This window comes from Streptomyces sp. NPDC127114 (genome assembly GCF_042677525.1).
GTDB lineage: Bacteria > Actinomycetota > Actinomycetes > Streptomycetales > Streptomycetaceae > Streptomyces.
Window position 1 is genome coordinate 54704 of record NZ_JBHXTJ010000002.1, and the last position, 25812, is coordinate 80515.

At 74.9% G+C, this 25812-nt stretch carries 19 protein-coding genes; 15 read left to right on the forward strand and 4 right to left on the reverse strand.

All coding sequences use genetic code 11. The features are described 5' to 3' along the window. Positions 1-16: 16 nt before the first annotated feature. Entirely contained in the window at positions 17-367 is a 351-nt protein-coding gene (locus ACFVGS_RS02465) for an ArsR/SmtB family transcription factor (RefSeq protein WP_385689597.1), read from the reverse strand. Between the two features lie 138 nt (positions 368-505). Here ACFVGS_RS02465 and ACFVGS_RS02470 point away from each other — a divergent pair, with 138 nt between their 5' ends. From ACFVGS_RS02470 to ACFVGS_RS02490, 5 genes are all read left to right on the forward strand, one after another. Next, positions 506-1591: an NADH:flavin oxidoreductase/NADH oxidase gene (locus tag ACFVGS_RS02470; protein ID WP_385689601.1), complete on the forward strand. Its 1086-nt coding sequence runs from the start codon at positions 506-508 to the stop codon at positions 1589-1591. Positions 1592-1721: 130 nt separating this feature from the next. After that, complete coding sequence (locus tag ACFVGS_RS02475) at positions 1722-2807, forward strand: WD40/YVTN/BNR-like repeat-containing protein (protein WP_385689604.1); 1086 nt, start codon at positions 1722-1724, stop codon at positions 2805-2807. A gap of 149 nt (positions 2808-2956) precedes the next feature. Beyond that, positions 2957-3634 (forward strand): uracil-DNA glycosylase, encoded by a 678-nt coding sequence (locus ACFVGS_RS02480; RefSeq protein WP_384409724.1) that lies wholly within the window; start codon positions 2957-2959, stop codon positions 3632-3634. Beyond that, positions 3631-4629, forward strand: a complete 999-nt coding sequence (locus tag ACFVGS_RS02485) for a BadF/BadG/BcrA/BcrD ATPase family protein (RefSeq protein ID WP_385689608.1) — start codon at positions 3631-3633, stop codon at positions 4627-4629. Before ACFVGS_RS02480 ends, ACFVGS_RS02485 begins: the two co-directional genes overlap by 4 nt. 98 nt (positions 4630-4727) lie before the next feature. Continuing rightward, complete coding sequence (locus ACFVGS_RS02490; protein WP_384409728.1) at positions 4728-5645, forward strand: sirohydrochlorin chelatase; 918 nt, start codon at positions 4728-4730, stop codon at positions 5643-5645. A 95-nt stretch (positions 5646-5740) separates the two neighbouring features. Here the strand turns inward: ACFVGS_RS02490 and ACFVGS_RS02495 are convergent, their stop codons facing one another. After that, positions 5741-6760: a lactonase family protein gene (locus ACFVGS_RS02495; protein WP_385690025.1), complete on the reverse strand. Its 1020-nt coding sequence runs from the start codon at positions 6758-6760 to the stop codon at positions 5741-5743. 401 nt (positions 6761-7161) lie between these two features. Then, on the reverse strand, positions 7162-8706 hold the full coding sequence (locus ACFVGS_RS02500) for an FUSC family protein (protein ID WP_385689611.1): 1545 nt from the start codon (positions 8704-8706) through the stop codon (positions 7162-7164). A 247-nt stretch (positions 8707-8953) separates the two neighbouring features. Here ACFVGS_RS02500 and ACFVGS_RS02505 point away from each other — a divergent pair, with 247 nt between their 5' ends. From ACFVGS_RS02505 to ACFVGS_RS02520, 4 genes are all read left to right on the forward strand, one after another. After that, on the forward strand, positions 8954-9430 hold the full coding sequence (locus ACFVGS_RS02505; RefSeq protein WP_385689613.1) for an Lrp/AsnC family transcriptional regulator: 477 nt from the start codon (positions 8954-8956) through the stop codon (positions 9428-9430). A 145-nt stretch (positions 9431-9575) separates the two neighbouring features. Then, positions 9576-10280 (forward strand): HAD family hydrolase, encoded by a 705-nt coding sequence (locus ACFVGS_RS02510; RefSeq protein WP_385689616.1) that lies wholly within the window; start codon positions 9576-9578, stop codon positions 10278-10280. Between the two features lie 202 nt (positions 10281-10482). Then, positions 10483-11109: a DinB family protein gene (locus tag ACFVGS_RS02515; RefSeq protein WP_385689619.1), complete on the forward strand. Its 627-nt coding sequence runs from the start codon at positions 10483-10485 to the stop codon at positions 11107-11109. Between the two features lie 67 nt (positions 11110-11176). After that, entirely contained in the window at positions 11177-11626 is a 450-nt protein-coding gene (locus ACFVGS_RS02520; protein ID WP_385689622.1) for an SRPBCC family protein, read from the forward strand. A gap of 137 nt (positions 11627-11763) precedes the next feature. On the opposite strand, the gene ACFVGS_RS02525 is transcribed toward ACFVGS_RS02520, so the two are convergent. Then, positions 11764-13824, reverse strand: coding sequence for a SpoIIE family protein phosphatase (locus ACFVGS_RS02525; RefSeq protein ID WP_385689625.1), 2061 nt, complete (start codon positions 13822-13824; stop codon positions 11764-11766). A 339-nt stretch (positions 13825-14163) separates the two neighbouring features. Between ACFVGS_RS02525 and ACFVGS_RS02530 the strand changes: the two genes are divergently transcribed. From ACFVGS_RS02530 to ACFVGS_RS02555, 6 genes are all read left to right on the forward strand, one after another. Continuing rightward, complete coding sequence (locus ACFVGS_RS02530) at positions 14164-15783, forward strand: FAD-dependent monooxygenase (RefSeq protein WP_385689628.1); 1620 nt, start codon at positions 14164-14166, stop codon at positions 15781-15783. 15 nt (positions 15784-15798) lie between these two features. Next, on the forward strand, positions 15799-17310 hold the full coding sequence (locus ACFVGS_RS02535; protein WP_385689631.1) for a flavin monoamine oxidase family protein: 1512 nt from the start codon (positions 15799-15801) through the stop codon (positions 17308-17310). After that, positions 17307-20675 carry a ferritin-like domain-containing protein gene (locus ACFVGS_RS02540; RefSeq protein WP_385689634.1) on the forward strand — a complete coding sequence of 1123 codons (3369 nt, stop codon included), beginning with the start codon at positions 17307-17309 and terminating at the stop codon, positions 20673-20675. The genes ACFVGS_RS02535 and ACFVGS_RS02540 overlap by 4 nt, the downstream gene beginning before the upstream one ends. A 4-nt stretch (positions 20676-20679) precedes the next feature. Continuing rightward, the gene (locus ACFVGS_RS02545) at positions 20680-22395 is read left to right on the forward strand and encodes an FAD-dependent monooxygenase (RefSeq protein ID WP_385689637.1); all 1716 of its coding nucleotides are present in this window, start codon (positions 20680-20682) and stop codon (positions 22393-22395) included. Continuing rightward, entirely contained in the window at positions 22392-23654 is a 1263-nt protein-coding gene (locus ACFVGS_RS02550) for a cytochrome P450 (protein WP_385689640.1), read from the forward strand. Before ACFVGS_RS02545 ends, ACFVGS_RS02550 begins: the two co-directional genes overlap by 4 nt. 170 nt (positions 23655-23824) lie before the next feature. Continuing rightward, on the forward strand, positions 23825-25783 hold the full coding sequence (locus tag ACFVGS_RS02555) for an amino acid transporter (protein ID WP_384409752.1): 1959 nt from the start codon (positions 23825-23827) through the stop codon (positions 25781-25783). Positions 25784-25812 lie beyond the last annotated feature (29 nt).

Consider the following 25812-nt stretch of genomic DNA (forward strand, 5'->3'; position numbering starts at 1 on the left):
ATCCGCCGGACAGGCCCTATTCGCCCAGGCGTTCCGCCTGGGACTCGGCCGCCGTGAGGACGGCGTCGAGGAGGCCGGGGAAGAGGGCGTCGAGGTCGTCTCGGCGGAGGGTGTTGAGCTTGGTCGTGCCCCGGTAGAGCTGGCGGAGCACGCCGCTCTCGCGCAGTACGCGGAAGTGGTGGGTGCTCGTCGACTTGGTGACCGGCAGCGCGAAGTGCGAGCAGGAGAACTCGGCGCCCTCGCCGCGCGCCATGTCGCGCACGATGCGGAGCCGTACGGCGTCGGAGAGGGCGTGCAGCACGGATTCGAGGCGGATGTCCTCGCGCTCGGGGTGTTCCAGGACCCGGGGGTTGGTCGCGGTCGTCACGGCTGCGGCTCCACGGCTCTCGGGAATGGGAGCTCCATTGTACGAGAGTCCTCGTAGTTTGACAGGCGCCGTACTACGATGCGTATCGTACGAACGCCACCCCGAGGCAGCACCTGTCACGCCGAAACGGAGTCCGTCATGAGCGCCGCCCTGTTCGAGCCCTTCACCCTGCGGTCCGTCACCGTCCCCAACCGCGTCTGGATGGCCCCGATGTGCCAGTACTCGGCGGAGCCGACGGGCCCGGGCGCGGGCGTCGCGGGCGACTGGCACCTCGCGCACTACGGCGCCCGCGCCACCGGCGGCGCCGGCCTGATCCTGCTGGAGTCGACCGCCGTCGCCCCCGAGGGCCGGATCAGCCCCTTCGACCTCGGCATCTGGGACGACGCGCAGATCGACGGCCTGCGCCGGATCACCGGGTTCCTGAGCGCGCAGGGCACCGTGCCGGGCGTCCAGATCGGCCATGCCGGACGGAAGGCCTCGACGGAGCGGCCCTGGGAGGGCAACGGGCCCGTCGCCGCCGACCGGGGCATCGGCTGGCAGCCGCTCGGCCCGAGCCCGGTCGCGTACGACGAGGTCCACCCCGTGCCGACCGAGCTGACGGTCGAGCAGATCCGCGACGTGGTCCGGCAGTTCGGCGAGGCGGCGCGGCGGGCCCTCGCGGCCGGCTTCAAGGTCGTGGAGGTGCACGGCGCCCACGGCTATCTGATCGGCCAGTTCCTCTCCCCGTTCAGCAACCGGCGCACCGACGCCTACGGCGGATCCTTCGAGAACCGCACCCGTCTCGCCCTGGAGGTCGTCGACGCCGTGCGCGCCGTCTGGCCCGAGGAGCTGCCGCTCTTCTTCCGCATCTCCGCCACCGACTGGCTGGAGGAGCAGGGCTGGACGGCGGACGAGACCGTCCGCCTCGCCGCCCTGCTGCGCGAGCACGGCGTGGACCTGCTCGACGTGTCGACCGGCGGCAACGGCGGACCGGCCAGGATCCCCGTCGCCCCCGGGTACCAGGTGCCGTTCGCCACCCGGGTCAAGGAGGAGACCGGGCTCCCGGTCGCCGCCGTGGGCCTGATCACGGAGAGCGAGCAGGCCGAGAAGATCGTCGCCAACGGGGAGGCGGACGCCGTACTGCTCGGCCGCGAGCTGCTGCGCGACGCCTCCTGGCCCCGCCGCGCGGCACGCGAACTGGGCGCGGAGCTCGCCTTCCCGCCGCAGTACGCCCGGGCGTTCTGACCCCTCGCGTGCGCGGCCGAGCCGCACAACACGCCCCTGACCAGGGGCGGAGCGGACTCCGGGAGCCGTTGTCAGTGGTGGGGTGCAGACTGGCCCGTATCCGCGACAACGGCGTCCTGGAGGTGTCGGCATGACCGACGTGCTACTGACCGTGGGCACCCGCAAGGGGCTCTTCATCGGCCGCGGGCGAGACGGCCGATGGGAGTTCGACGCCCCTCACTTCAACGCGCAGGCGATCTACTCGATCGGCATCGACACCCGCCGCCCGGTGCCCAGAATCCTGGTCGGTGGGGACAGCGCGCACTGGGGCCCCTCCGTCTTCCACTCCGACGACCTGGGCGGGAGCTGGACGGAGCCGCCCCGGCCCGCGGTCAGGTTCCCGCAGGACACCGGGGCTTCGCTGGAGCGGGTCTGGCAGCTGCACCCCGCGCCCGCCCACTCCCCCGACGTCGTCTACGCGGGGACGGAGCCTGCCGCGCTCTTCCGGTCCGCCGACGGCGGCGAGTCGTTCGAGCTGGTGCGGCCGCTGTGGGAGCACCCCACCCGGGACCGGTGGGTACCGGGCGGAGGCGGCGAGGCGGTGCACACCGTCGTCACCGACCCGCGCGACCCGGACGCCGTGACCGTGGCGGTGTCGACCGCCGGCGTCTTCCGCTCGCGTGACGGCGGCGCGAGCTGGTCCCCGTCGAACGAGGGCGTGTCGGCGGTGTTCCTGCCCGACCCGAACCCGGAGTTCGGGCAGTGCGTGCACAAGATCGCCCAGGACGCCGGGGACCTGGACCGGCTCTATCTCCAGAACCACTGGGGCGTGTTCCGCAGCGACGACGGCGGCGGACGCTGGACCGACATCGGCGAGGGCCTGCCGTCCGACTTCGGCTTCGCCGTCGCCGCCCACCCGCACCGGCCGGACACCGCCTACGTCTTCCCGATCAACGCCGACTCCGACCGTGTCCCGGCCGGGCACCGCTGCCGGGTCTACCGGACCGGCGACGCGGGCGCGACCTGGGAGCCGCTGGCCAAGGGCCTGCCCGAGGGCGACCACTACGGCACGGTGCTGCGCGACGCCCTGTGCACCGACGACGGCGACCCGGCGGGCGTCTACTTCGGCAACCGCAACGGCGAGGTGTACGCGAGCCCGGACGACGGGGACAGCTGGCAGCTGCTCGCCGAGCACCTGCCGGACGTGCTGTGCGTACGGGCGGCGGTGATCGGCTGAGCGACGGACGTCCCGAGCGGTCACCTGTCGAACGCTCAGCGGCCGAGCGGCCACCGGGGGCGAACGCTCACCGGCCGAGCGGTCACCGGGCGGACAGTGGTCGCTCGGACGTCGGGGGTGTTGTCGGTGTGCGCCGATAGAGTGACGGCGTGGCAGCACGACCGTTGAACGAAATCGTCGAGGCCGGGTGGGCGCACGCGCTCGCGCCGGTGGCCGAACGCATCGCCGCGATGGGCGACTTCCTCCGGCAGGAGATCGCCTCCGGGCGGACCTATCTGCCCTCGGGGGCGAACGTCCTGAGGGCGTTCCAGCAGCCCTTCGACGAGGTGAGGGTCCTCATCGTCGGCCAGGACCCCTATCCGACTCCCGGCCACGCCGTGGGCCTGAGCTTCTCCGTGGCGCCGGACGTGCACCCGCTGCCGCCGAGCCTGGAGAACATCTTCCGGGAGATGCACACCGACCTGGGCCTCCCCCGGCCGGCCAACGGCGACCTCACGCCGTGGACCCGGCAGGGCGTCCTGCTGCTCAACAGGGCGCTCACCACCGCGCCGAGGCGGCCCGGCGCGCACCGCGACAAGGGCTGGGAGGCGGTCACCGAGCAGGCCATCCGCGCGCTCGCGGCGCGCGGCAAGCCGCTCGTCTCGGTGCTGTGGGGCCGCGACGCCCGCAATCTGCGCCCGCTGCTCGGCAACCTGCCGGCCATCGAGTCCTCGCACCCCTCGCCGATGTCCGCCGACCGGGGCTTCTTCGGCTCGCGGCCGTTCAGCCGCACCAACGAACTGCTGCTCCGTCAGGGCGCCGAGCCCGTGGACTGGCAGCTGCCGTGACGACCGCCCCGGAGCGCGCGTTCGTCGTCGGAGTGGACTCCGGCGGCTCGGGACTGCGGGTCGCGCTCGCGCGCCCGGGGCAGGGGCCGGCCGGAGAGGGCCGGGAGATCGTGGAGACGGTGTCGTCCCGTGAGCCGGTGCGCACCGGCGCCGGCGGCATCGACGCCGGCCATCTGCTCGGACAGCTGCTGCCGGCCGTGGACGCGATGACGGCGCGGGCCGGCGGCGGGACCGTCCTCGCGGTCGCCGTCGGGGCGGCCGGGATGGCGACCCTGGGCGACCGGCTGCGGGCCGAGCTGCCCGGGGCGATCGACCGGGCCTGGGGCGTGCGGCGGCTCGCGCTCGCGGCGGACGCCGTCACCGCGTACGCCGGAGCGCTCGGCCAGCGTCCGGGCGCGGTCGTCGCCGGTGGTACGGGCCTCATCGCGATCGGCACGGACCTGTCCGGCTGGCGCCGGGCGGACGGCTGGGGCCACCTTCTGGGCGACTGCGGCAGCGGCGCCTGGATCGGCCGGGCCGGCCTGGAGGCGGCGATGCGGGCGTACGACGGCCGGCGGGGCGGTTCGGCCGCGCTGCTCGCCCGCGCCGAGGAACGGTTCGGCCCGGCGGCCGGGTTGCCGGGCGCGCTGTATCCGCGCACCGACCGACCGGCCGTACTCGCCTCGTTCGCGCCCGAGGTGGCCGTCTGCGCGGCCGCCGGGGACGCGGTCGCGGCGGGCGTCCTGGAGCGTGCCGCCGCGCACATCGCGGAGGCCGCGGCGGCCGTCGCGCCCTCCGGGTCCGGGAGGGAAGTCGCCCTGACGGGTGGTCTGTTCATGATGGGCGAGCCCTTGCTCGGGCCGCTGCGCGCGGAGTTCGGCGCGCTGCTGCCGGGCGTCCGCGAAGTGCCCGCGGCGGGCGACCCGCTGGCCGGGGCGGTGACGATCGCGGCCGCGCTCGCGGACGGATCGCTGCGTCTGCCGGAGGATCCCCGGCTGCTGCAACTCGCCAGGTAACCGGCGATTACCGGCCGGTTCGGACATAGCGGGGCAGACGTCGCTCAGTCGCACCTCAGCGAACCGCGCGGCGTGCGAAACCAGTAGCATGCGGCGCCATGAGCTCCCCCACTGGGCCCACTCCCGGCCTGCCTGTACGAATGCCGCGCCCCCGCCAGTCCGGGCGGCACCGTCGTCCTGAACCCGTGGCGGCGCCCGAGGGCGCTCCCACGCTGGTTCTCGCCGTTCCCGGCGCGCCGTCGGCCGCCATACGCTCGCTGGCCGAGGAGGTCGTGAGCATCGCCCGCTCGGAGCTGCCCGGCATCGAGGCCGAGATCGGCTACCTGGACGGCGACGACACCGAGTACCCCGGCCTCGCCGCGGTGCTGACGCGGGTGGAGGCCCTGCGCACCGAGCGGTACGAGATCGCCGTGGCGGCCGGCCGTGAGGTCGCCGCACCGGAGGGTCCCGCCGCGGTCGTGGTGCCGCTGCTCGCGGGCCCCGACAGCGCGCTGACCCGGCAGATCCGCCAGGCCGTGATGGACGCGGGCAACACCGCCGAGCTGACCGACGTGCTCGGCCCGCACCCGCTGCTCGCCGAGGCGCTCCACGTGCGGCTCTCCGAGGCCGGTCTGGCCCGCGCCGACCGCGCCCGCCTGTTCACCGTCGCCACGGCGGCCGACGGCATCATCCTGGCCACCGTGGGCGGCGAGGAGGCCGTGCAGGCCGCCGGCATCACCGGCATGCTGCTCGCGGCCCGTCTCGCGGTGCCCGTGATGGCCGCGGCGCTCGACCAGGAGGGTTCGATCGCGTCGATCGCCGAGCAGCTGCGCGGCGCCGGTTCGGAGCAGCTCGCGCTGGCCCCGTACCTGATCGGCCCGGAGCTGGCCGAGGGACTGCTCGACGCGGCCGCGAAGGAGGCCGGCTGCGCGGCGGCCGAGCCGCTGGGCGCGTACCCGGCGATCGGCCGGCTGGTGCTCTCGCAGTACATGTCGGCGCTGGGCATCGCGCCGCAGCCGGGCGCGCCGGTCCGCTGAGGCGCGACCGCCGTACCACCGGCGCACGACCGTGACGGGAAGGGCCCGCACCGGAACGATCCGGTGCGGGCCCTTCCCGTGGGCGTTCCGCCGGCTCAGCCGAGGACCACGCAGGAGGCGGCGGGGGCCGGGACCGAGCCCGCGCGCTCCGGCAGACCGGTGTCGGGGTCCACGGTGAACCAGGTGACGTCGCCGGAGCGCTCGTTGGCCGTGTACAGGTGGCGCCCGGAGGGGGCGAGGGTCAGGTCGCGGGGCCAGTGGCCGCCGCAGGGCACCGAGGCGACGAGCCGGGCGGTGTCGCCGGCCGCGTCGAGCGCGAGGACGGCGAGGGTGTCGTCGCCGCGCACGGCGGCCCACAGGAAGCGCCCGTCGGGAGCGGCGACCACCTCGGAGGGGTAGCTCGGCCCGGGGGCGCCCTCGGGGACGACACGGCTCTCGCCGAGCGGCGTGAGCACACCGCTCCCGCCGTCCCAGCGGCAGACGGTGAGGGTGGGCTCCAGCTCGTTCAGGACGTACGCGTGGGTGCCGGCCGGGTGGAAGACGAGATGGCGCGGTCCGGTGCCGGGCCGCAGCGCGGTCGCTCCGTGCGGGCGCAGCGCGCCGGTTGCGGGGTCGAGGGCGCTGACCATGACGGAGTCCGTGCCGAGGTCGACCGCCAGCACCCAGCGCCCGCCGGGATCGGTGACCACCTGGTGGGCGTGCGGACCTTCCTGCCGGTCGGCGACGGGCCCGGAGCCCTCGTGGCGCAGTCGCCCGGCGACGGGGCCGAGGGCGCCGTCGCCGGTGCGGGGCAGGGAGGTGACGCTGCCGGAGGTGTAGTTCGCGGTGAGCACGTGCCCGGCTGTGACGGCGAGATGGGTGGGCCCCGCCGCGTCGACGGGGACGGGCGCGCCGAGCGGCCGGGGCTCGGGGCCGCTGACGTCGAAGACCGCGACCGCTCCCTCCTCGGTCTCGGAGACGGCGTAGAGCAGGTTCCCGTCGAGGGCGAGGAAGGAGGGGTCGGCGACGGCGTCGCTCGTTCCGGTGATGTGGAGCGCGCCTCGTTCGGGGTCCGCCGCGGCCACGAGCACGCCGCGGCCGCCCGCCGAGGTGAACGACCCGATGAACGCCCGCATAGGGCGCTGCGCGCCCGCCTGACCCGTCCGTGCGTCGCCCACGGCGCCTCCCCTGTCCTGCGGGCCGGTCACGGCAGACCGGCCGTCGTCGTGGCCGACGTTAGCAGGAGGTCTAGACCAAGAGGGTCCATTGCGGCGGGACGGCGGCCCGGTCCGCCTGGTCCGCCCGGTCCGCCCGGTCCGCCTGGTCCGCTTGGGGTGTCCGGCGGACCGGAGTCCGGCCGGGCGCGGGATGGTTCTGGCCGGGCGCTGGGATCGGTCCGGCCGGGCGCGGGATCGGGGTCCCCCGGGACGGGATCGAGGTCCCACCGGGCCGGGATGGAGGTCCCCCCGGGCCGGGATCGAGGTCCCACCGGGCACGGCAGCGCCCCGTGGGCCCACCGTGATCCGTCCGCCCCGTCTCAGGCCGCCGGGACGAGCGGGGAGCTCGGGGCCGTGCGCAGAGGGGTCGCCAGGGCCGTGAGGGCGTGCTCCAGGGCGTGGAGGTGACCGAGGGCGGCCTCGGCGCCGGGGTGGTGGGCCGGCAGCGAGGCCAGGGCGGTCTCGGTGGCGCGTACCGGGGCGGCCGGCGGGACCAGGGCGTGCACGGCGGCCTCGACGCGCCAGGCGGCGGCCGCGAGGCGGGCGTCGTGCGAGGCGTCGGGGTCGGCCGCGACGTCGGCGAGGCCTCGGCTCGCGCGGGCGCAGTCGTCGAGCAGAGCCAGGACATGGCGGGCGCGGGCCTTGCGGGCACGCAGCGGGCTCAGCGGGTGGACGAGCGGCGCCAGCGTGAGCCGGGCCCGCCCGAGCAGGAGGTCGAGTTCGGCGGCGTGGGCGGCCGGGTCGGCGTACGGGTCTCCGGCGAGCCGGCGCGCCGCGGCGGTCGTGCAGGCGTGCACGCAGGTCACGGCCCGCTGGATCCAGGCGTTGGTGGCCGCGTGGGTGGTGACGGGGAGCAGGGCGACGCCGACGGCCGCGCCGAGGGCGCCGACGGCGGTCTCCTCGAACCGGAGCAGCAGCAGCCCCGGGTGCAGGACACCGAGCAGGCCGTACAGCAGTCCCGCCATGACGGTGACGAAGAACATCATCCAGCTGTACGAGAGCGGCGCGGTGTAGAAGATCCCGAAGACGCAGACGGCCACGAGGGCGGCCGTCGGCGCCGGGGCGCCGCCGAGCGGCAGGGCGATGAGCAGTCCGGCGGCGATGCCGGTGACGGTGCCGACGACGCGGCGGAAACCGCGGACGAGGGTCTCGCCGCGCGAGGCGGTGTTGACGAAGATCCACCAGGCGGTGCCGACGGCCCAGTACCAGCGTTCCTGGGACAGGACCTGGCCGGCCGCGAGGGCGACCGCGCAGGCCGCGGTGACCTGGAAGGCCTGCCGGGTGGTGGGCCGGTGGAGCCCGGTGCCGGGCAGCGGCGCGGGCGCCGCGGGCGGCGGCACGCGCCGCTCGATGCACCAGGCGACGAAGCGGACCGCGCCGACGACGCCGAGCGCGAGCAGCACGGCGCCGAAGAGCTCGGGCAGCTGCGCGGGCACCGCGTGCAGGAACTGGGTCACGAAGAACTGCATGAAGGCGAAGATGCCGAGCGCGTGCCCGCGCGGGCCCCAGCGGCGCGCGTACACGCCGGCGAAGACCACCAGGAGCCAGGCCAGGTCGCGGACCGGCGGCGTGCCGTGCAGCACGGTGGCCAGGGCGAGGACCGGGAAGCCCGCGAGCGGCAGCAGAGCGGTCGTCACGGCCTGGCGGCGCACGGTCGGGTCGGCGACGGTGAAGAGGGCGAGCAGCGCGGCCAGGCCGGCGGTGATGGACGCGGTGAGCGAGAGCCCGGCCAGTTCCGCGGCGCCGACGGCGAGTCCGACGGCGAGCACGGCGCGGCTCGACAGCCGCAGCCGGACCTTGCCCGGATCGGGCGCCACGCACATCGTCCGCAGCATCGCGCCGACCTGGTCCAGACCCTTCTTCATGACGGACGTTCCGCCCCCGCTTCCGAACACACACCCTCTTCACGCACACGCAGGTACACATGACGAAGGCGCCGCGGGTCCGGGGCCGGCCACCTCGCCGGTCCGGCGCGTGCGCGGCGCCATCAGTCGTCAAACTCTTGTAAGAGGAAAGCATCAGTCCGCCCACTGGCTCAACCGGCAGGCCGCAGGGTGGGCCATTGGTACAGTCGAAGACGGAGAACCTCGACCAGAAGGAGGCCATCGGACCATGGCGGTGGACGAGCTCGACACCCGCATCCTGCGACTCCTCATCGAGCAGCCGCGCACCAGCGTGCGCGAGTACGCGCGGATCCTGGGCGTGGCACGGGGCACCGTGCAGGCCCGGATCGACCGGCTGGAGCGGGACGGGGTGATCACGGCCACGGGGCCGGTGCTCTCGCCCGCGGCGCTCGGGCACCCGGTGCTCGCGTTCGTGCACATCGAGGTGACGCAGGGCCATCTCGACGAGGTCGGCGACGCTCTCGCGGCCGTCCCCGAGATCGTGGAGGCCTTCTCCATCACCGGCGGCGGGGACCTGTTGACCCGGGTGGTGGCGCGGGACGCCGGGCACCTGGAGGACGTGATCCAGCGGCTGATCCAGCTGCCCGGGGTGGTCCGCACCCGGACCGAGATCGCCCTGCGCGAGCGGGTGCCGCACCGGCTGCTCCCGCTGGTCGAGGCGGTGGGGCGGCGGGGCGGCTCCTGAGCGGCGGGCGCGCGGGCGCCCGGAAGACGCGGGCCGTGGACGGCTCGCACGGCGGGCGGCTCCTGAACGGCGGGCGGCGGGCTCCTGTCCGTACCAGGGACCAAGGACCCTCGGAACCGGGCCCGTCCTCTGCCAGGCTGGGCGCATGGACATCGCGCGCTTCTCGGTCGTCTTCGATCTCGACGGCACGCTGGTGGACAGCGAGCCGAACTACCATCTGGCCACCCTCCGGGCCCTCGGCCCGTACGGGGTGACGCCCGAGGACTACGACTGGGAGCACCACACGCGGTTCATCGGGATCGGCACGCGCGAGTCCCTGGAGCTGCTGGCCGGCAGGTTCGGCGTCGGCGCGCCGGTCGACGAGCTGCTCGACGCCACCAACCGCCACTACCTGGAGCTCGCCCGGGCCTCGACGCCGGTCTTCCCCGAGATGCGGAAGTTCGTGGAGCGGCTGCACGCGGACGCGGTGCCGATGGTGGTGGCCTCGGGCTCCTCGCGGGCGGCGATCGAGGCCGTGCTCGCCGGGACGGGTCTCGCCCCGTTCCTGCCGACGACGGTGTCGGCGGAGGAGGTGGCCCGCGGCAAGCCGGAGCCGGACGTGTTCCTGGAGGCGGCCCGTCGGCTCGGTACCGCACCGGAGCGGTGCGTGGTCCTGGAGGACGCGCCGCCGGGTGCGGCGGCCGCGCACGCGGCGGGGATGCGGTGCCTCGCACTGCCCTACGTGCCGGGCACGGCGGACGACCCGGCCTTCGCCACGGCGGACCTGCTGCTACGGGGCGGCCAGGCGGAGTTCAGCGCCCAGGCGGCACTGGACTGGCTGCGGGGCCTGCCGGGCGCCTCGCCCTCCTAGGCCGTCTCTTCCGGAGACTGGCCAGGTCGGCTCCTGATCCGGCCAGGTCCGCCCCCGATCCGGCCGGGTCCGCCCCCGATCCCGGAGAGACGGCCTGACCGGCCCCGGGCGGCCGGGTCGAAATCCCGTGGCCGCGCGGTGGGTTGTGTGACAAGGTGCGGGCGCACCGTGCCCTTTCCCGTCGATCCCTCCGGAGCGTCCCATGGCGATGCCGCCCCGTCTCGTCCCCCTGCTCGAGCAGTTCGACTTCGCACGCGAGCGGCTGGTGAACCGGCTCAACGGCCCGGTCATGGACAGCGGCAACGGGACGGACGTCGCGGTCGGGCCGGTCACGGACGACGAGTACCTGTGGGAGCCGGTGCCGGACTGCTGGTCGGTCCGGCGCCGCGACACGGGCCCGGGGCCGCGGGCCACGCTGCTGACCGGAGCCGGTGACTGGGGACGGGACACGGCACCGCCGCCGCACCCGGAGCCGGCGCCGTTCACCACTCTCGCGTGGCGGCTCAGCCACCTCGCCGAGATGTTCCTCCTGCGCACCGACCACACGGTCGGCACCCGCACCCTGACCAGGGACGACTTCCACAGCCGCGGGGACGCCGCCTCGGCCGTGGCGGACTTCGACAAGGCCATGGGCGCCTGGCGCGAGATGCTGCTCTCGGTGACCGACGAGGACCTGGACACGGTGGGCTTCAGCAGCTATCCCCACGGCAGCGATCCCGAGAACCCGTTCATCGAGATCGTCTGGTGGATGAACCAGGAGCTGCTGCACCACGGCGCGGAGATCGCCCTGCTGAGGGACCTGTACCGGGCGCGGGCCGGCGGTCGCTGAGCCTGCGCGGTGGCGCTGCCGCGTGGGACGATGAGAGGGATCCATCTCGCCCACGCAAGGAGGCGACATGTCCAGGATCAACGGCTCGGTCGACATCGCCCGCCCGCCCGAAGAGGTCTTCGCCTACATCACGGACCCCTCGCACCTGCCGGACTGGCAGGAGAGCGCGGTCAGGGTGCAGCGGATCAGCGGCACCCCCGGGGCCGCGAGCCAGAGGTTCACGGTGACGCGGCACATGGGACGCCGTGACTTCGACACGCACATCGAGCTCACCCTGGATCCGCCGCGCAGCTGGCACGTCCACGGCACGGACGGGCCGGTCCGTCCCGACCTCGAAGGCACCATCGAGCCGCTCGACGGCGGCATGCGCTCGCGCGTGCGGCTCTCCGTCGACTTCGAGGGCCACGGCATCGGCAAGGCGCTCGTGCCCCTGGTGGTCAAGCGGCACGTCCGCAAGGAGATGCCGAGGGACGAGGAGCAGCTGAAGGAGATCCTGGAGCGCGGCGCCCCGGTCTGAGTCACGCCCCGGCCTGAGTCACGCCCCGGCCTGAGTCACGCCTCGGTCTGACTCGCGCCACGGTCCGACTCCCGCCACGGTCCGACTCCCGCCACGGTCTGGCTCACGCTCTCGTCGCGCTCACGTCCTCGTCCGGCTCACGTCCTCGTCGTACGGGCGAGCAGCATCGCCACGTCGTCCTGGGCCGGGCCCTCGGGAAGCCCGGCCAGCAGTTCGTCGCACAGCTCGTCCAGCGGCCGGTCCATGTCGCGCAGCGCCGCGGCGATCCTCGCCATGCCCTGGTCGAGGTCCTGGTCGCGGGCCTCGATGAGGCCGTCCGTGTACAGCACGAGGAGTCCCCCCGCGGGGAGCGCCACCTCCTCGGTGCCGAACTCGTGCGCGCCGGTTCCCAGGGGCGTGCCGGGCGGTCCGTCGAGGAAGGTGACGGTGCCGTCGGGGGTGACGACGGCCGGCGGCGGGTGCCCGGCGCGGGCGATGGTCCAGCCGGCTCCGGCCGGGTCGTACACCGCGTACACGCAGGTGGCCATCTCGTCCTCGCCGAGGTCGGCGACGACCGCGTCCAGGGAACGCAGCATGCGGGCCGGCTGGATGTCGTGGCGGGCCAGGGTGCGGACGGCGGTGCGCAGCTGCCCCATGACCGCCGCCGCGTGGATGCCGTGGCCCATGACGTCGCCGATGACCAGGCCGGTGCGGCCGCCGGGCAGGGCGACCACGTCGAACCAGTCGCCGCCGACGTCGTGGTCGCTGGCCGGGAGGTAGCGTCCGGTGAGTTCCAGGCCGGTGACGTCGGGCAGGGCGTTGTTGGTGAGGCTGCGCTGGAGGGTGAGGGCGGCCTGCCGCTGGGTGGTGTAGAGCCGGGCGTTGTCGATGTTGGTGGCGGCCCGGGCGACCACCTCGTCCATGAGCACCCGGTCCTCCTCGTCGAAGGGTTCGCGGCTGCGCAGCCGGGTGACCGAGACGGTGCCGAGCACCTTGCCACGGGCCACGAGCGGGATCAGCCGGGCGGAGCCGATGCGGGTGGCGAGATAGCGGCGCAGGGCCTCGAGGCGCGGGTCCTTGATGAGGGCGGGGACGTCGGCGGTGAACAGGTCCATGGCCCGGGCGTCGGTGATGACCTCCTCGTACACCGAGTCGAGCGGGATCTGGAAGGTCTGGCCGGGGGCGAGGAGGGCGGTCGGCGCGGTCGGGTCGGGGAAGCGGGCGGCGAGACGGCGCAGCACGCCGCGGGTGGCGGCGGTGGACTCGTCGGGCTCCAGGACGGCTTCGAGCAGCTGGACGTCGGCGGAGTCGGCCAGCTGGGGGACGAGGAAGGAGACCACCTCCTCGGCGGTCTGCCGCAGGTCGAGGGTGGTGCCGATGCGGGCTCCGGCCTCCGCGAGGAGGGCGAAGCGGTGGCGGGCGCGTTCGACCTCGATGTGGGCCTGCTGGCTCTCGGTGATGTCGATGAGGGAGGCGATGATGCCGAGCGGGCGGCCGCCGTGGTCGAGGAGCGGGGCGTAGGAGTTGGACCAGATGTGGTCGTGGTCGGGGTCGGCGGGCGTGCGGCCGGCCCGGCGGGCGTCCACGACGGCGGTGCCGGTGTCGAGGACCTGCTGCATCAGGGCCTCGAGGGCGCCGGCGTTGACGCCGGGGACGACCTCGGTGAGCCGGCGGCCGACGTGGTCGGCGGGCGGGACGCCGTTCATCCGGGCGAGGGCGTTGTTCACGCGCAGGAAGCGCAGGTCGGGGCCGAGGGTGGCGAGGCCGATGGGCGACTGGGTGAAGAGCGACTCGAGGGCGGCCAGGTTGTCGCGCATCCGCAGGACCTGGGAGGTCTCGAAGGCGATGAGCATGGCGCCGGGTCTGCCCGCCGGGTCGGCGGCGGGCACGATCCACATCTCCATGGCGACCGAGTGACCGTCGCGGTGCCGTACGGGAAGGGTGCCGACGACGGTCTCGCCCGCCTGGACCTTGCGGGTCAGCCGCTCGGCGAGCTCGTGGTTGGTGTCGGGTACGAGGAGCGGCGTGGCGAGCCGGCCGATGGCCTCCTCCGGGCGGTAGCCGAGCAGGTCCTGGGCGGCCAGTGACCATTCGACGATCCGGCCCTGCGCGTCCTCCCGCCACAGCGCGATGGGCAGCAGGTCGTTGAGCACGCCCGCGTACCCGACGGCCGCCCTGGGCGGCTGCGGGACCCTGCTCGGCGACTGGTGAGTGTCCAACGCATCGACCTACGCATCGGCCGGGCCCCGTAGGGCACAATCCGCGATTCCTATCGCATCACCCTATATGAGACATAAGGGGCAGGCGCTCCTCGGCTCCGCCGCACGCGGCAACGCCCGCCCCTCGCGGCCGGGCGACCTTCCGCGCACCTGATCACCCAAACAGACGATGTGATGCACAGGGAGTCATATCGGCAGGTCGAATGCTTCTCGCGCCGGGCCGCACGCCCTGGCGAGACGTGATCATCGGCGCGCACCCTGAAGAACATGCCGGAGTCGCTGGTTCCGGCTCAGGGTGCGGAGTGTCACGAGCGGGTCGACGGGTGGGGAGTGGGCCGGATGCCGGATGTGGACGTGTGCGTGGTCGGTGCGGGGCCGGTCGGGCTGACGCTGGCGATCGCCCTGCGCAGGCTCGGCATCGGCGTGCGGGTGGTGGACCGCGCGCCGGCCGCCAAGCGCGAGGCCCGGGCCCTGGTCGTGTGGCCCAGGGCGGCGGAGGCCCTGGACGCCCTCGGTGTCGCCGGCACGCTCGGGCGCCACGCGGTGGAGCTGGGCGAGGTGACCATCCACGGCGCCGGGCGCCGTCTCGGCGGGCTCACCACCGGCTGGCACCGCTCGGCCCACAGCCGCCCGCTCAACATCGAGCAGCACGACATCGAGCGGCTGCTGTGCGCGGAGCTGGCCGGGCTCGGCACCGAGGTCGAGTGGAACAGCGAGGTGACGGACGTCAAGGTCCACGACGACCGCGCCGAGTTCGGCCTCCTCCTCGGCGACGGCTCCGCCGAGTCGGGCACCGCCTCGTGGATCGTGGGCTGCGAGGGCACCGCCAGCGTGGTCCGCGACCGGCTCGGCATCCCGTTCCAGGGCCGCCGCCGCACCGGCCTCCAGGTCGTCCAGGGCAACGCCCACGCCGACTGGCCCTACGGCCGCCACCCGGGCCACGGCCACATCTTCCTCGCCCCGCGCCGCTCCCTGCTCGTCTTCCCGCTGCCCGGCGGCGGCTTCCGCTTCTTCTGCTTCCGCGACGACCCCGACCCCGACCTCACCGCCCCGCCCACCCTCGACGAGCTGCGCGACCTCGTCGCCGGCACCGCCCGCCTCCCCCGGCTGCGGCTCACTCCCACGGACCCGCCGTGGCTCAACCGGGCCCGGTTCAGCGACCGGGTCGCCGCCCGCCTCCGCTGCGGGCGCGGGCTGCTCGCGGGCGACGCCGCCCACGCCTGGGCGCCGGTCGGCGGCCACGGCATGAACGTGGGCATGCTCGGCGCCCACAACCTCGCCTGGAAGCTCGCCGCCGTGCACCGCGGCGAGGCCGACGAGCGGCTCCTCGACACGTACGACACCGAGCAACGCGCCCTCGCCCTGCGGTACATCCGCGAGATGCGGGTCAACTTCATGGAGCTGCCGCTGCCCGCGCTCGGCTACCACGCCTTCACCGCCACCGTGCCGCTCGCCCTCGCCCTGCCCGGCTTCCAGCGGCGGATCGACCGGCAGTTGAGCGATCTCGGCCGCCACCACCGGGCGAGCGCCCTGTCGTGGCAGCGCACCGCCGCGAGACCCGGGCGGTGCCGCGCCCCGCGGGCCGGCGAACGGATGCCGGACGCGCTGGTGTCGACCGGGCACCCGGGCACCGGGCCGGTACGGCTGCACACGCTGCTCCGCTACGACACCTGGACCCTGGTCCTGCCCGCGGCCGGGCCCGGCGACGACGCGGCCGTGCGGGAGGCCGTCGTGGAGCGGTGCACGCGCGGGCCCGTGCCGGTCCGGGTCCTGCCGGTCACCCCGGCCGACGCGGCCGAGGAACGGCTGCTCGGCCGCCCCGGCGAGCTGCGGCTCGTCAGGCCCGACGGGTACGTGGGCCTGGTCGCCCCCGTCGACCGGCCCGCCACGCTCGGCGCGTACCTCGACGCCCTCGCGCCCCGCCACGCCTCCCCCTCCTCCTCAGCCAGCGCACAGTGACGGGAGTCAGATCCCTTGTCCCAGCACCGGACACGCACCCGAGGCACGGTCACCGTCATCGGCGCGGGGATGGCCGGCCTGGTCGCCGCCTACGAACTCGAGCGCCTCGGCCACCGCGTGGAGATCCTCGAAGGCAGCCGCCGGCTCGGCGGCCGCGTCCGCACCCACCGCTTCGGCGCCCACGAGGGCGCCCCCTTCGTGGAACTCGGCGCGATGCGCGTACCCACCGCGCACCACCGCACCATGCACTACATCGACCATCTCGGACTCCGTGACCAGGTACGGCCGTTCACGACCCTGCTCTCGGAGGAGAACGCCCTGCTCGCCACCAGCACCGGGCACGTCCGGCTGCGCGACGCGCCGCGCCGGCTGATCGCGGACGTGCGGTCCGCCCTCGCCCGTGACGACTACCGCGAGGAGACCGTCGTCTTCGGCGCCTGGCTCGCGGCCGTCGTCGACGCCGTCGCCCCGCCGACGCTGCGCACCGGGTTACGCGCCGACCTCGCCCACGACCTCCTCGACCTCGTCGAACGGCTCGACCTCACGCCCCATATGCTCGGCGACGCGAAGGACCGCATCGACGTGCACGGCCTCTTCGCCGCCCATCCGGGCATCCGGGCCGGCTGCGGTCCTCGGCTCAACAGCTTCCTCGACGACATCCTGACCGAGACCAGCCCGCGGCTCGTCCGGCTCGCCTGCGGCATGGACCAGCTGGTGCAGCGGCTCGCCGCGCGTGTCCGGGGCCCGATCTGGCTCGGCCAGGAGGTGACCGGGATCGACGTCGCCGCGGACCACGTCCGGCTGCGGATCGGGCGCGGCCCGCTCGCCGTCGTGCGCCGCGCGGACCTGGTGCTGTGCACGGTGCCGTTCTCGGTGCTGCGCGGGATGGCCCTGACCGGTCTCGACGAGGACAAGCTGGCCGTCGTGGGCGAGGTGGACTACTGCCCGGCGACCAAGGTGGCCGTGCACGTCCGGGAGCCGTTCTGGGAGCGGGAGGGCATCCGTGGCGGCGCCTCCTTCAGCGGCGGCCTGATCCGGCAGACGTACTACCCGGCGCCGGCGGACGACGTTCCGCCGGGCGCTCCGCACGGGCGGCGCGGCGAGCACGGGCGGCGCGGCGCCGCGCTGCTCGCCAGCTACACCATCGGCGAGGACGCGGACCTCGTGGGGCGGATGCCGGTCCGTCAGCGGCATGAGACCGTCGTCGACGAACTGGGCCGGATGCACCCGCAGTTACGGCGCCGCGGCATGGTGCTCGGCGTGGCGAGCATGGCGTGGGGCGAGCACCCGTGGACGGCCGGCGGCTGCACCATCCGCTGGGGGCAGGACGCGGCGGCCTGCGAGGAGGAGCGCCGCAGGGCGGCCCGGCCGCAGGGGCGGCTGTTCTTCGCCGGGGAGCACTGCTCGTCCGAACCGGCCTGGATCGAGGGGGCGGTGGAGTCGGCCCTGGACGCGGTCGCCGGGATCGACCGCCTCGCCGGTGCCCGTCACGGCCGTCCGGCCCCGGCCCTCCTGGAGGCGGCGTGAGCGTCTTCGACACCCCTCGGGTGTACTTCGCGGGCACGGCGGTGACCAGGCTGCCGACGGGCCCGCGTGCCGCCGCGGCGGCCGGCCTGCTGGACCTGGCGACCAACACCGTCCTCACCGGCGGGAACACCGCGGAGTCGGGCCCGGAGCCGTCCCTGGGGAGGCCGTTCGCCGGGGAGCCGTTCCCCGCGGACCGGCCGGCCGCCGACTGCCAGGCGATGCTCCGCGAGCGGGGTGCCTCGGGCGGGCACGTGTCGGGCAACGGCCACTTCTCGGTCGACGCCCGGGTGACGGCCGCCGACGGCCCGGACGGCGCCCCGGTGCCCGCCGGGGATCCGCTGCTCGGCCGGGCCGTGGACCTGTGGGGCCACTACAACCCGTATCTGGGCACGACGGCCAACCGCGCCCGGGTGTTCGACGTCGACCCGGCGTCGGCGTGGACGACGACCCTGATGATCGGCCGGTTCGCACTGGGCCGGGAAGGCCGCTCGCACGACTCCGGGCACGTGTGCCTCGGAGACGTGGCCGGTTTCCAGCCGCCGCGCTGGCAGTCCTTCGACCCGGCGCCCTCGGTGCTGCACCAGTTCGCGGTCCCTGCCGGTGCCGCCCTCGACTGGCCGGAGGGGCCCGGCGCGCCCTCCCCGCTGGCGGGCGCGCTGCGCGCGGCGGCCGAGGAGCACGGCGGGCTGCTCGTCCAGTTCGTCCTGGAAGCGGCGGGCCCGCCCGGCTCGCCGGGCCACGGGTACGCGGGGCCGGGCGACGCGCCGCAGCAGTGGCGGCTGCACGGGGTGATCGCGCCCTGGCGGCCGGAGGAGCCGCGCACGCATCCGGCGGGCCGGCTGCTCGTCCCGTACGGCGCCGACCGCTCCACCGGTCGCCCGGGTCACGGCGGCCGGCGGGCGCGGGTCTGCTCGGTGCGGGTGACGGCCGACGAGGCCGTGTTCAACCTGCCGTTCGGCCGGCCGGGCCCCGGCGACCTCGAACTGCGGACCGTCGTCTCGGACGAACTGGTCGCGGTGTTACGGAAGGACGACGGCCCCGCCGGAACCGGCGGCCCGCACGGCCGCGGCGGAATCGTGGCGCGCGTGCCGGTGACCGCGCCGGGCGCCGCCTGGGCCGCCGACGAGGGCCTGTGTCTGGTGGAGCCGGCGGAGGGCGACGGGTGCGGCGGGCGCGGGGCGGTGCTGCTGCGTGAGCGGGAGGCGGTGGTCGTCACGGACGACGCGGCGCTCTTCGTGGAGCACCCGGACCGGGAGCGGGGCGAGGACCATGCCGTGGAGGTGCCGGTACGCGCCGCGGTACGGGGCCGCCCGGCGACCCTGGAGCCGGTCGTCGTCCGGCAGTTCGCCAACCCGCGGGCCCTGCCCCGTGACCCCGTCGCCGCCGCGCCGGAGGCGCGCACCGGGGACCTGCGCGTCGTCGAACTGCGGCCCGGCCGCCTCACCGACGCCAAGGAGGAGACCCGGGACGGCGCGCCGGCCGGGCCGGTGGCGCACGGCCCGGCGGACTTCGGCGACTCGTGCCGTCTGGTGACCGACGCCCACGGTCGCGGCTGGTTCACGGTGCGCGGCGCCCGGGCCGGCACGGCGCGGCTGCTGCTCGCCGTCGACGGCGACGAGCTGCCGCCCTGCGCGCCCGACACCGCGGGTTCGGCGGCGGCCGCGTACGACGACGCGGACGCGCTCGGCTGGTGGGCGGGGGCCGGCGGGGCGCACGTACGGGTCCTGCCCGACGACTGGCACCTGGACGCGGTCCTCAAGGAGGACGTCGGCTTCGAGCTGCTGCACCGGGAGGTCTTCGCCTTCTACGAGCAGCTGTTCCCGTTCATGCGGGACGAGGTGTTCAGTCTGGCGGACCGGTGCAAGGTCGAGACGTACGCGAAGCTGATCTGGCAGATGTGCGACCCGGCGAACAAGGACCGCACGTACTACATGCCGCCGACCCGCGACCTGACCCTCCCGAAGGCACGGCTGCTCCTCACGTACCTGCGGGCCCGGGGCGCGGCGGACGCCGTGCTCCCGGCGATGCCGGCCTCTCCGGGCGCCGCCGCACGGCCGCGGATCACCACCCGCGCCCAGCTGCGGGAGGCGCTGTGGCAGGCGGTCACGGTGGAGCTGGCGACCTCGCTGCAGTATCTGTACGCCGGGTACTCGCTGCCCACCCACGGCGCCGGTTTCGCGTACGTCCGCAGCGGGGTGTGGACGCCTCGGCAGCTGCGGCTCGCCTGCGGCGACGGCGGCGAGACGCTGAGCCGGGGAATCCGGGACACCCTGTTCGCGGTCGCCCGCGAGGAGATGATCCACTTCCTGGTCGTCAACAACATCCTGATGGCGATGGGCGAGCCGTTCCACGTGCCGGCGATCGACTTCGGGACGCCGGGGCGGCTGCCGCTGCCGCTGGACTTCGCGCTCGAACCGCTCCACCTCGGCAGCGTGCAGCGGTTCGTCGCGATCGAGCGGCCCGAGCGGCTGGCGGGTGACCGGAGCGACGCGAGCGGCGGTGGGGACGGTGCCGGTGCGCCCGACCATGCCGGCGGGCCCGCGTTGTTCGGCTCGCCGAGCGAGCTGTACGCGGCGATCCGCGACGGCCTGACCCGGGTGCCCGACCTGTTCCTGGTGGAGCGGGGCCGTGGGGGCGGCGAGCACCATCTCTTCCTCGGCCGGGCGGTCGACGCCCGCCATCCCGACTACCAGCTGGAGGTCGACGACCTGTCGAGCGCGCTCTTCGCCGTGGACTTCGTGACCGAGCAGGGCGAGGGCGGGGTGCTCGACGCCCCGGGACCGCTGCCGGAGTCCCACCACGACACCTTCGTGCGGCTCGGCGAACTCCTCATGACCGAGCGGGCGGACGGGCCGGGCGGGCAGGGAGCGCCGTGGAGCCCGGCCTACCCGGCACTGCGCAACCCGACGCTCGACCCGGCGCACCCCGGGCGGGCGGTGGTCCGCGCCCCGCACGCCCGCGCGGTGACGCGGCTGTTCAACCGCTGCTACTTCCTGATGCTCCAGCTGATGGTGCAGCACTTCGCCGAGAGCCCCGACGCGAGCCTGCGCCGGTCCCGGCTGATGAACGCGGCGATCGACGTGATGACCGGGATGATGCGCCCGCTGGCCGAGCTCCTGGTGACGCTCGACTCGGGGTGGCGGGGCCGGACGGCGGGCCCGTCGTTCGAGCTGGAGGAGCCGCCGGTGGCGCTCGCCCGGCCCGACGTGGCCCGCCGGGCGTTCGCGATGCGCTTCGCGCACCTCGCCCGGATGGCCCGCGCGTGCGAGGGCGTGCCCGGGCGTGTGCCGGAGCTGATGGCCTTCTACGCCGAGCAGTTCGGCGGCGAGGCCCGCCGTGGTGGCCGTACCGAAGGAGGGCGCTGAACCCATGAGCACCTGCGAGACACCCGCGCCGTCCGGTGCGTGGGAGACCGACGTCCTGGTGGTGGGCGGCGGGCCGGTGGGGCTCGCGCTCGCGCTCGACCTCACCCTCCGGGGCGTGGCCTTCACGCTGGTGGAGGCGGGCGACGCGGTCCCCGCGGAACCGCGGATCACCACGGTGGGGCCCCGCGCCATGGAGATGTTCCGCCGCTGGGGGGTGGCCGGCGCGCTGCGCGGCGCGGGCTGGCCCGACGACCACGCCCTGGACGTCGCCTGGGTGACGGCGGTCGGCGGGCACGAGATCCACCGGCTGGAGTTCGGCACGGCCGCGACCCGGCCGCGGCCGGAGCACACCCCCGAGCCCGAGGCGATCTGCCCGCAGCACTGGATGGCGCCGCTGCTCCTCGACCGTCTCGGCCGCCACCCCGAGGGACCGGTACGGCTGCGCCACCGGCTGCTCGGTTTCACGACCGCGTCCGGCGGCGTCACGGCGACCGTCGGCTCCGACGACGGCGGCCGCGCCACCGTGCGGGCCCGTTTCCTGGTCGGCTGCGACGGCGCCGCCTCCTCCGTACGCAAGGCCTGCCGGATCGCCATGCCCGAGCTGCACGCGACCAAGGTCCTGCGCAACATCGTGTTCCGGGCGCGCGAGCTGCCCGAGCTGCTCGGGCCGCGGGCCCCGCTCGTCCACTTCCTCACCTCGCCCGCCGGCCTCCGCTATCCGCTGCGCTCGGTCGACGGACGCGGGCTCTACCGCCTCACCGCCCCGGTCGGCCCGGCGGCCCCGCTGGACGTCGTGCGCCGGGCGGTGCCGCTGGACACACCCCTGGAGGTGGAGTCGGACACCGTCTGGCACCTGACCCACCGGGTCGCCGAGCGCTACCGGGCCGGGCCGGTGTTCCTGGCCGGTGACGCCGCGCACATCCTGTCGCCTTCGGGCGGCTTCGGCATGAGCACGGGCGTCTGCGACGCCGCGGACCTCGGCTGGAAACTCGCCGCGGCGCTGGCCGGCTGGGCGGGGCCGGGGCTGCTCGGCTCGTACGGGACCGAGCGCCGTCCGGTGGCCCTGGCCGGGGTGGCGGAGGCGCACCGCAATCTGCGCCGTACCCAGGAGCGCCGCATCTCGCCCGCGCTCCTGGACGACACTCCGGCGGGCGCGCGGGCGCGTGCGGCGCTGGCCGAGGAGCTGGCGGCCTCGGACGTGCGGCGGGAGTTCGACCGGCCGGAGATGCACTTCGCGTACCGCTACCGCTCCCCCGTCCTGGCCGCCGAGGGCCAGGCGGACGGCGAGGGGGCCGTCCCGGTGAACCGCTCGACGCTGCCGGGGACGCGGGCCCCGCACGTCTGGCTGGCCCCGGGCCGCTCGACGCTCGACCTGTTCGGGCGGGAGTTCGTCCTGATGTGCTTCGGGGCCGGGGCGGAGGGCGCGGGTGCGGCCGATCCCGGAGGCCGGGTGGAGGACGGCGGTGCGGCCTGTCCCGGGGCCCGGGCGGAGGGCGCGGGTGCGGCCGATCCCGGAGGCGGACCGGACGGGGTGGTACGGGCCTTCGCCGAGCGCCGGGTGCCGCTGCGGGTGGTCCGGTGCGCCGACCCGGTGGCGGCGGCGCGTTACGAGCGGCCGTACGTGCTGGTCCGCCCCGACGGCCATGTGGCCTGGCGCGGCGCGGCGCCGCCCCGGGATCCGGGCGCCCTGGCCGACCTGGTGCGGGGAGCGGGCGCATGAGCGTCGAGTCCCGCCTGCTGCCGGCCTTCGACCCGGCCCGGCTCGACCTCACCGACCCGTACCCCGTCTACCGGCGCTACCGGGAGGCCGGACCGGTGCACGCCGTGCGGTCTCCGGCGGGCGGTCCGACGACCTGGTACGTGTTCGGGTACGCGGAGGTGGCGCGGGTGCTCGCCCGCCGGGAGTTCGGCCGCGTGGACCCGGCGACCGGCAGCGCGGCCCCGCTGCCGCCCGGCTACGCGGTGCTGCGCCAGGTCGTCGAGAACTGGCTGGTCTTCCTGGATCCGCCCCGCCACACGGGTCTGCGGGCCCTCGTCGCCCCGGCCCTGGCCAACGGGCCGGTCGACGCGCTGCGCCCGCGCATCCGCCGGATCGCGCGCCGGCTGGTCGACCCGCTCGTGGATCCGGCGGCCGCCGCGCGCTTCGACCTCGTCGCCGACTTCGCGGCGCCCTTCCCCCTGCTCGTCATCGCCGGAGTGCTCGGCATACCGGAGCGGCGGCACGGCTGGTTCCGCGAGCGGGCGCTGGCGCTGCAGCGCGCGGGCGGTACCCGGGCCGACCGCAGCCGCGCGGGAATGGCGGGGGCGGAGCGCGCGGCGGCCGAACTCGACGCCTTCTTCCGGCGGGAGCTGGACGCGCGGCGCGGTCCGGGGAACGACCGCGGGGACCTGCTCTCGGCCCTCGTGCGCGCCGCCGACGAGCGGACCCCGCTCACGCCCGAGGAGCAGTCGGCCACCTGCATCCATCTGCTGACGGCGGGCCACGAGACCACCACCGGCCTCCTCGGCAAGGCGGTGCTGGCGCTGCTCGCCCGCCCGGAGCTGCGCGCGGAACTGCGGGCGGACCCGGCCCTGCTGCCGGGCGCGGTGGACGAGTTCCTGCGGCACGACCCGCCGGTGCAGATGGTCACGCGCTGGGCGCAGCGCGACACCGCGCTCGCCGGGCACGCGGTACGCCGGGGCGACCGGCTCGTCCTCGTCCTGGGCTCCGCCAACCGGGATCCGGCCCGCTTCCCCGATCCCGAACGGCTCGACATCCGCCGGGACCCGGCCCGGCACTGTTCCTTCGGCCTCGGCATCCACTACTGCGCGGGGGCCGCGCTGGCCCGTGCCGAGGCCGAGACCGGCCTCGCGGTGCTCCTGACCCACCTGCCCGCGCTCCGGCCCGGCGCCCGGCCGGCGGTCGAGGTGCGGTACGCCCCGGACTGGGTGTTCCATGGTCCGGAGCGGCTCACGGTCACCGCCGGGGAGGCGGCGTAGGCCGGTCGGCCGCCGTCCGCTGTGACGAGGGCAACGCCCTGATGAGGGATCTTGACGCGTTCCATACGCGCTCGGGCCTGCTCCTGACGCCTCCCCTGCATACGCTGGCTTGCCGCCGTCCGCACGATGGCCGAATCCGACCGCCCCGCCCGGACAGCAGGAGTCCTTCGATGGCCACGCCCCCCGCGCCCCGTTCCGACCGCCTGCGTGCGTGGATGCTGGAAGGGCTGTCCGACATGGGCAAGGGCAGACCCTCGCGACCCGCGGAGGCCGAGGTGTCCGCGCACGGGCACAAGGGCCAGCCCTGGTGGCGCGTCATGTGCCTGACGGGTGTGGACTACTTCTCCACGCTCGGCTACCAGCCGGGCATCGCCGCCCTGGCCGCCGGTCTCCTCTCCCCCGTGGCCACGATCGTGCTCGTGATCGTGACCCTGGCCGGCGCCCTGCCGGTCTACCGCCGGGTCGCCGAGGAGAGCCCGCACGGCGAGGGCTCGATCGCGATGCTGGCGCGGCTGCTCTCCTTCTGGAAGGGCAAGCTCTTCGTCCTGACGCTGCTGGGCTTCGCGGCGACCGACTTCCTCATCACCATCACGCTGTCGGCCGCCGACGCCTCGACCCACCTGGTGGAGAACCCGCACCTGGAGTCGGCGCTGCACGACAAGCAGGTGCTGATCACCATGATCCTCATCGCGCTGCTCGGCGCGGTGTTCCTCAAGGGCTTCCTGGAGGCGATCGGCGTCGCCGTCACGCTCGTCGCGGTCTACCTCGGTCTCAACGCCGTCGTGGTCGTGTCCGGCCTGTGGCAGGTGCTCACGGAGGGCCACGTGGTCACCGACTGGACCACCGCCCTGACCGCCGACCACGGCAACGTCTTCGTGATGATCGGCGTGGCCCTGATCGTGTTCCCGAAGCTCGCGCTGGGCCTGTCCGGCTTCGAGACCGGCGTGGCCGTGATGCCGCACGTCAAGGGTGACGCGTCGGACACCGAGGCCGCGCCGGCCGGGCGCATCCGCGGCACCAAGAAGCTGCTCACCACCGCCGCGCTCATCATGAGCGTCTTCCTGATCACGACCAGCTTCATCACCACCGTGCTCATCCCGCACGAGGAGTTCGAGTCCGGCGGCAAGGCGAACGGCCGCGCCCTGGCCTATCTCGCCCACGAGCAGCTCGGCAACACCTTCGGCACGGTCTACGACGTCTCGACCATCCTGATCCTGTGGTTCGCGGGCGCCTCGGCCATGGCGGGCCTGCTCAACCTGATGCCCCGCTACCTGCCGAAGTACGGCATGGCCCCGCACTGGGCCCGAGCCGTGCGCCCGATGGTCATCGTCTTCACGCTGGTCGCCTTCCTGGTGACGTGGATCTTCGACGCCGACGTGGACGCCCAGGGCGGGGCGTACGCCACCGGTGTCCTGGTGCTCATCTGCTCGGCGGCCATCGCGGTGACCATCGCCGCGCGCAAGGCCGGCCAGCGCGGCTGGACGATCGCCTTCGGCGTGATCTCCGTCGTCTTCCTCTACACGACCGTCGTCAACGTCATCGAGCGCCCGGACGGCGTGAAGATCGGTGCCTGCTTCATCGCGGGCATCATCCTCATCTCCCTCCTCTCCCGGCTCGGCCGTGCCTTCGAGCTGCGCGTCACCCACGTCGAACTCGACGAGATGGCGGAGCGGTTCATCCGCGACGTCGGCAGCCGCACGCCGCGCTTCGTCGCCAACGAGCCCGACAGGCGCGACGCGGAGGAGTACCGGGCGAAGAAGGACCAGATCCGCGCCGACAACGACGTTCCCGGCACGGAGGACTTCGTCTTCGTCGAGGTGACGGTCACCGACCCGTCCGAGTTCGAGGCCGGTCTGACCGTCCGCGGCGAGGTCATGCACGACCGCTACCGGGTCCTGACGGTCGAGAGCTCCTCCGTCCCCAACGCCCTCGCGGCCCTGCTGCTCCACACCCGCGACATCACCGGCGCCCGCCCGCACGTCTACTTCGAGTGGACCGAGGGCAACCCCTTCGCCAACTTCCTGCGCTTCTTCCTCTTCGGCCAGGGCGAGATCGCCCCGGTCACCCGCGAGATCCTGCGCGAGGCCGAGCCCGACCGGGACCGCCGCCCGCGCGTCCACGTCGGCTGACCCCTCCCTTTATACTCAAAAAAGTGAAT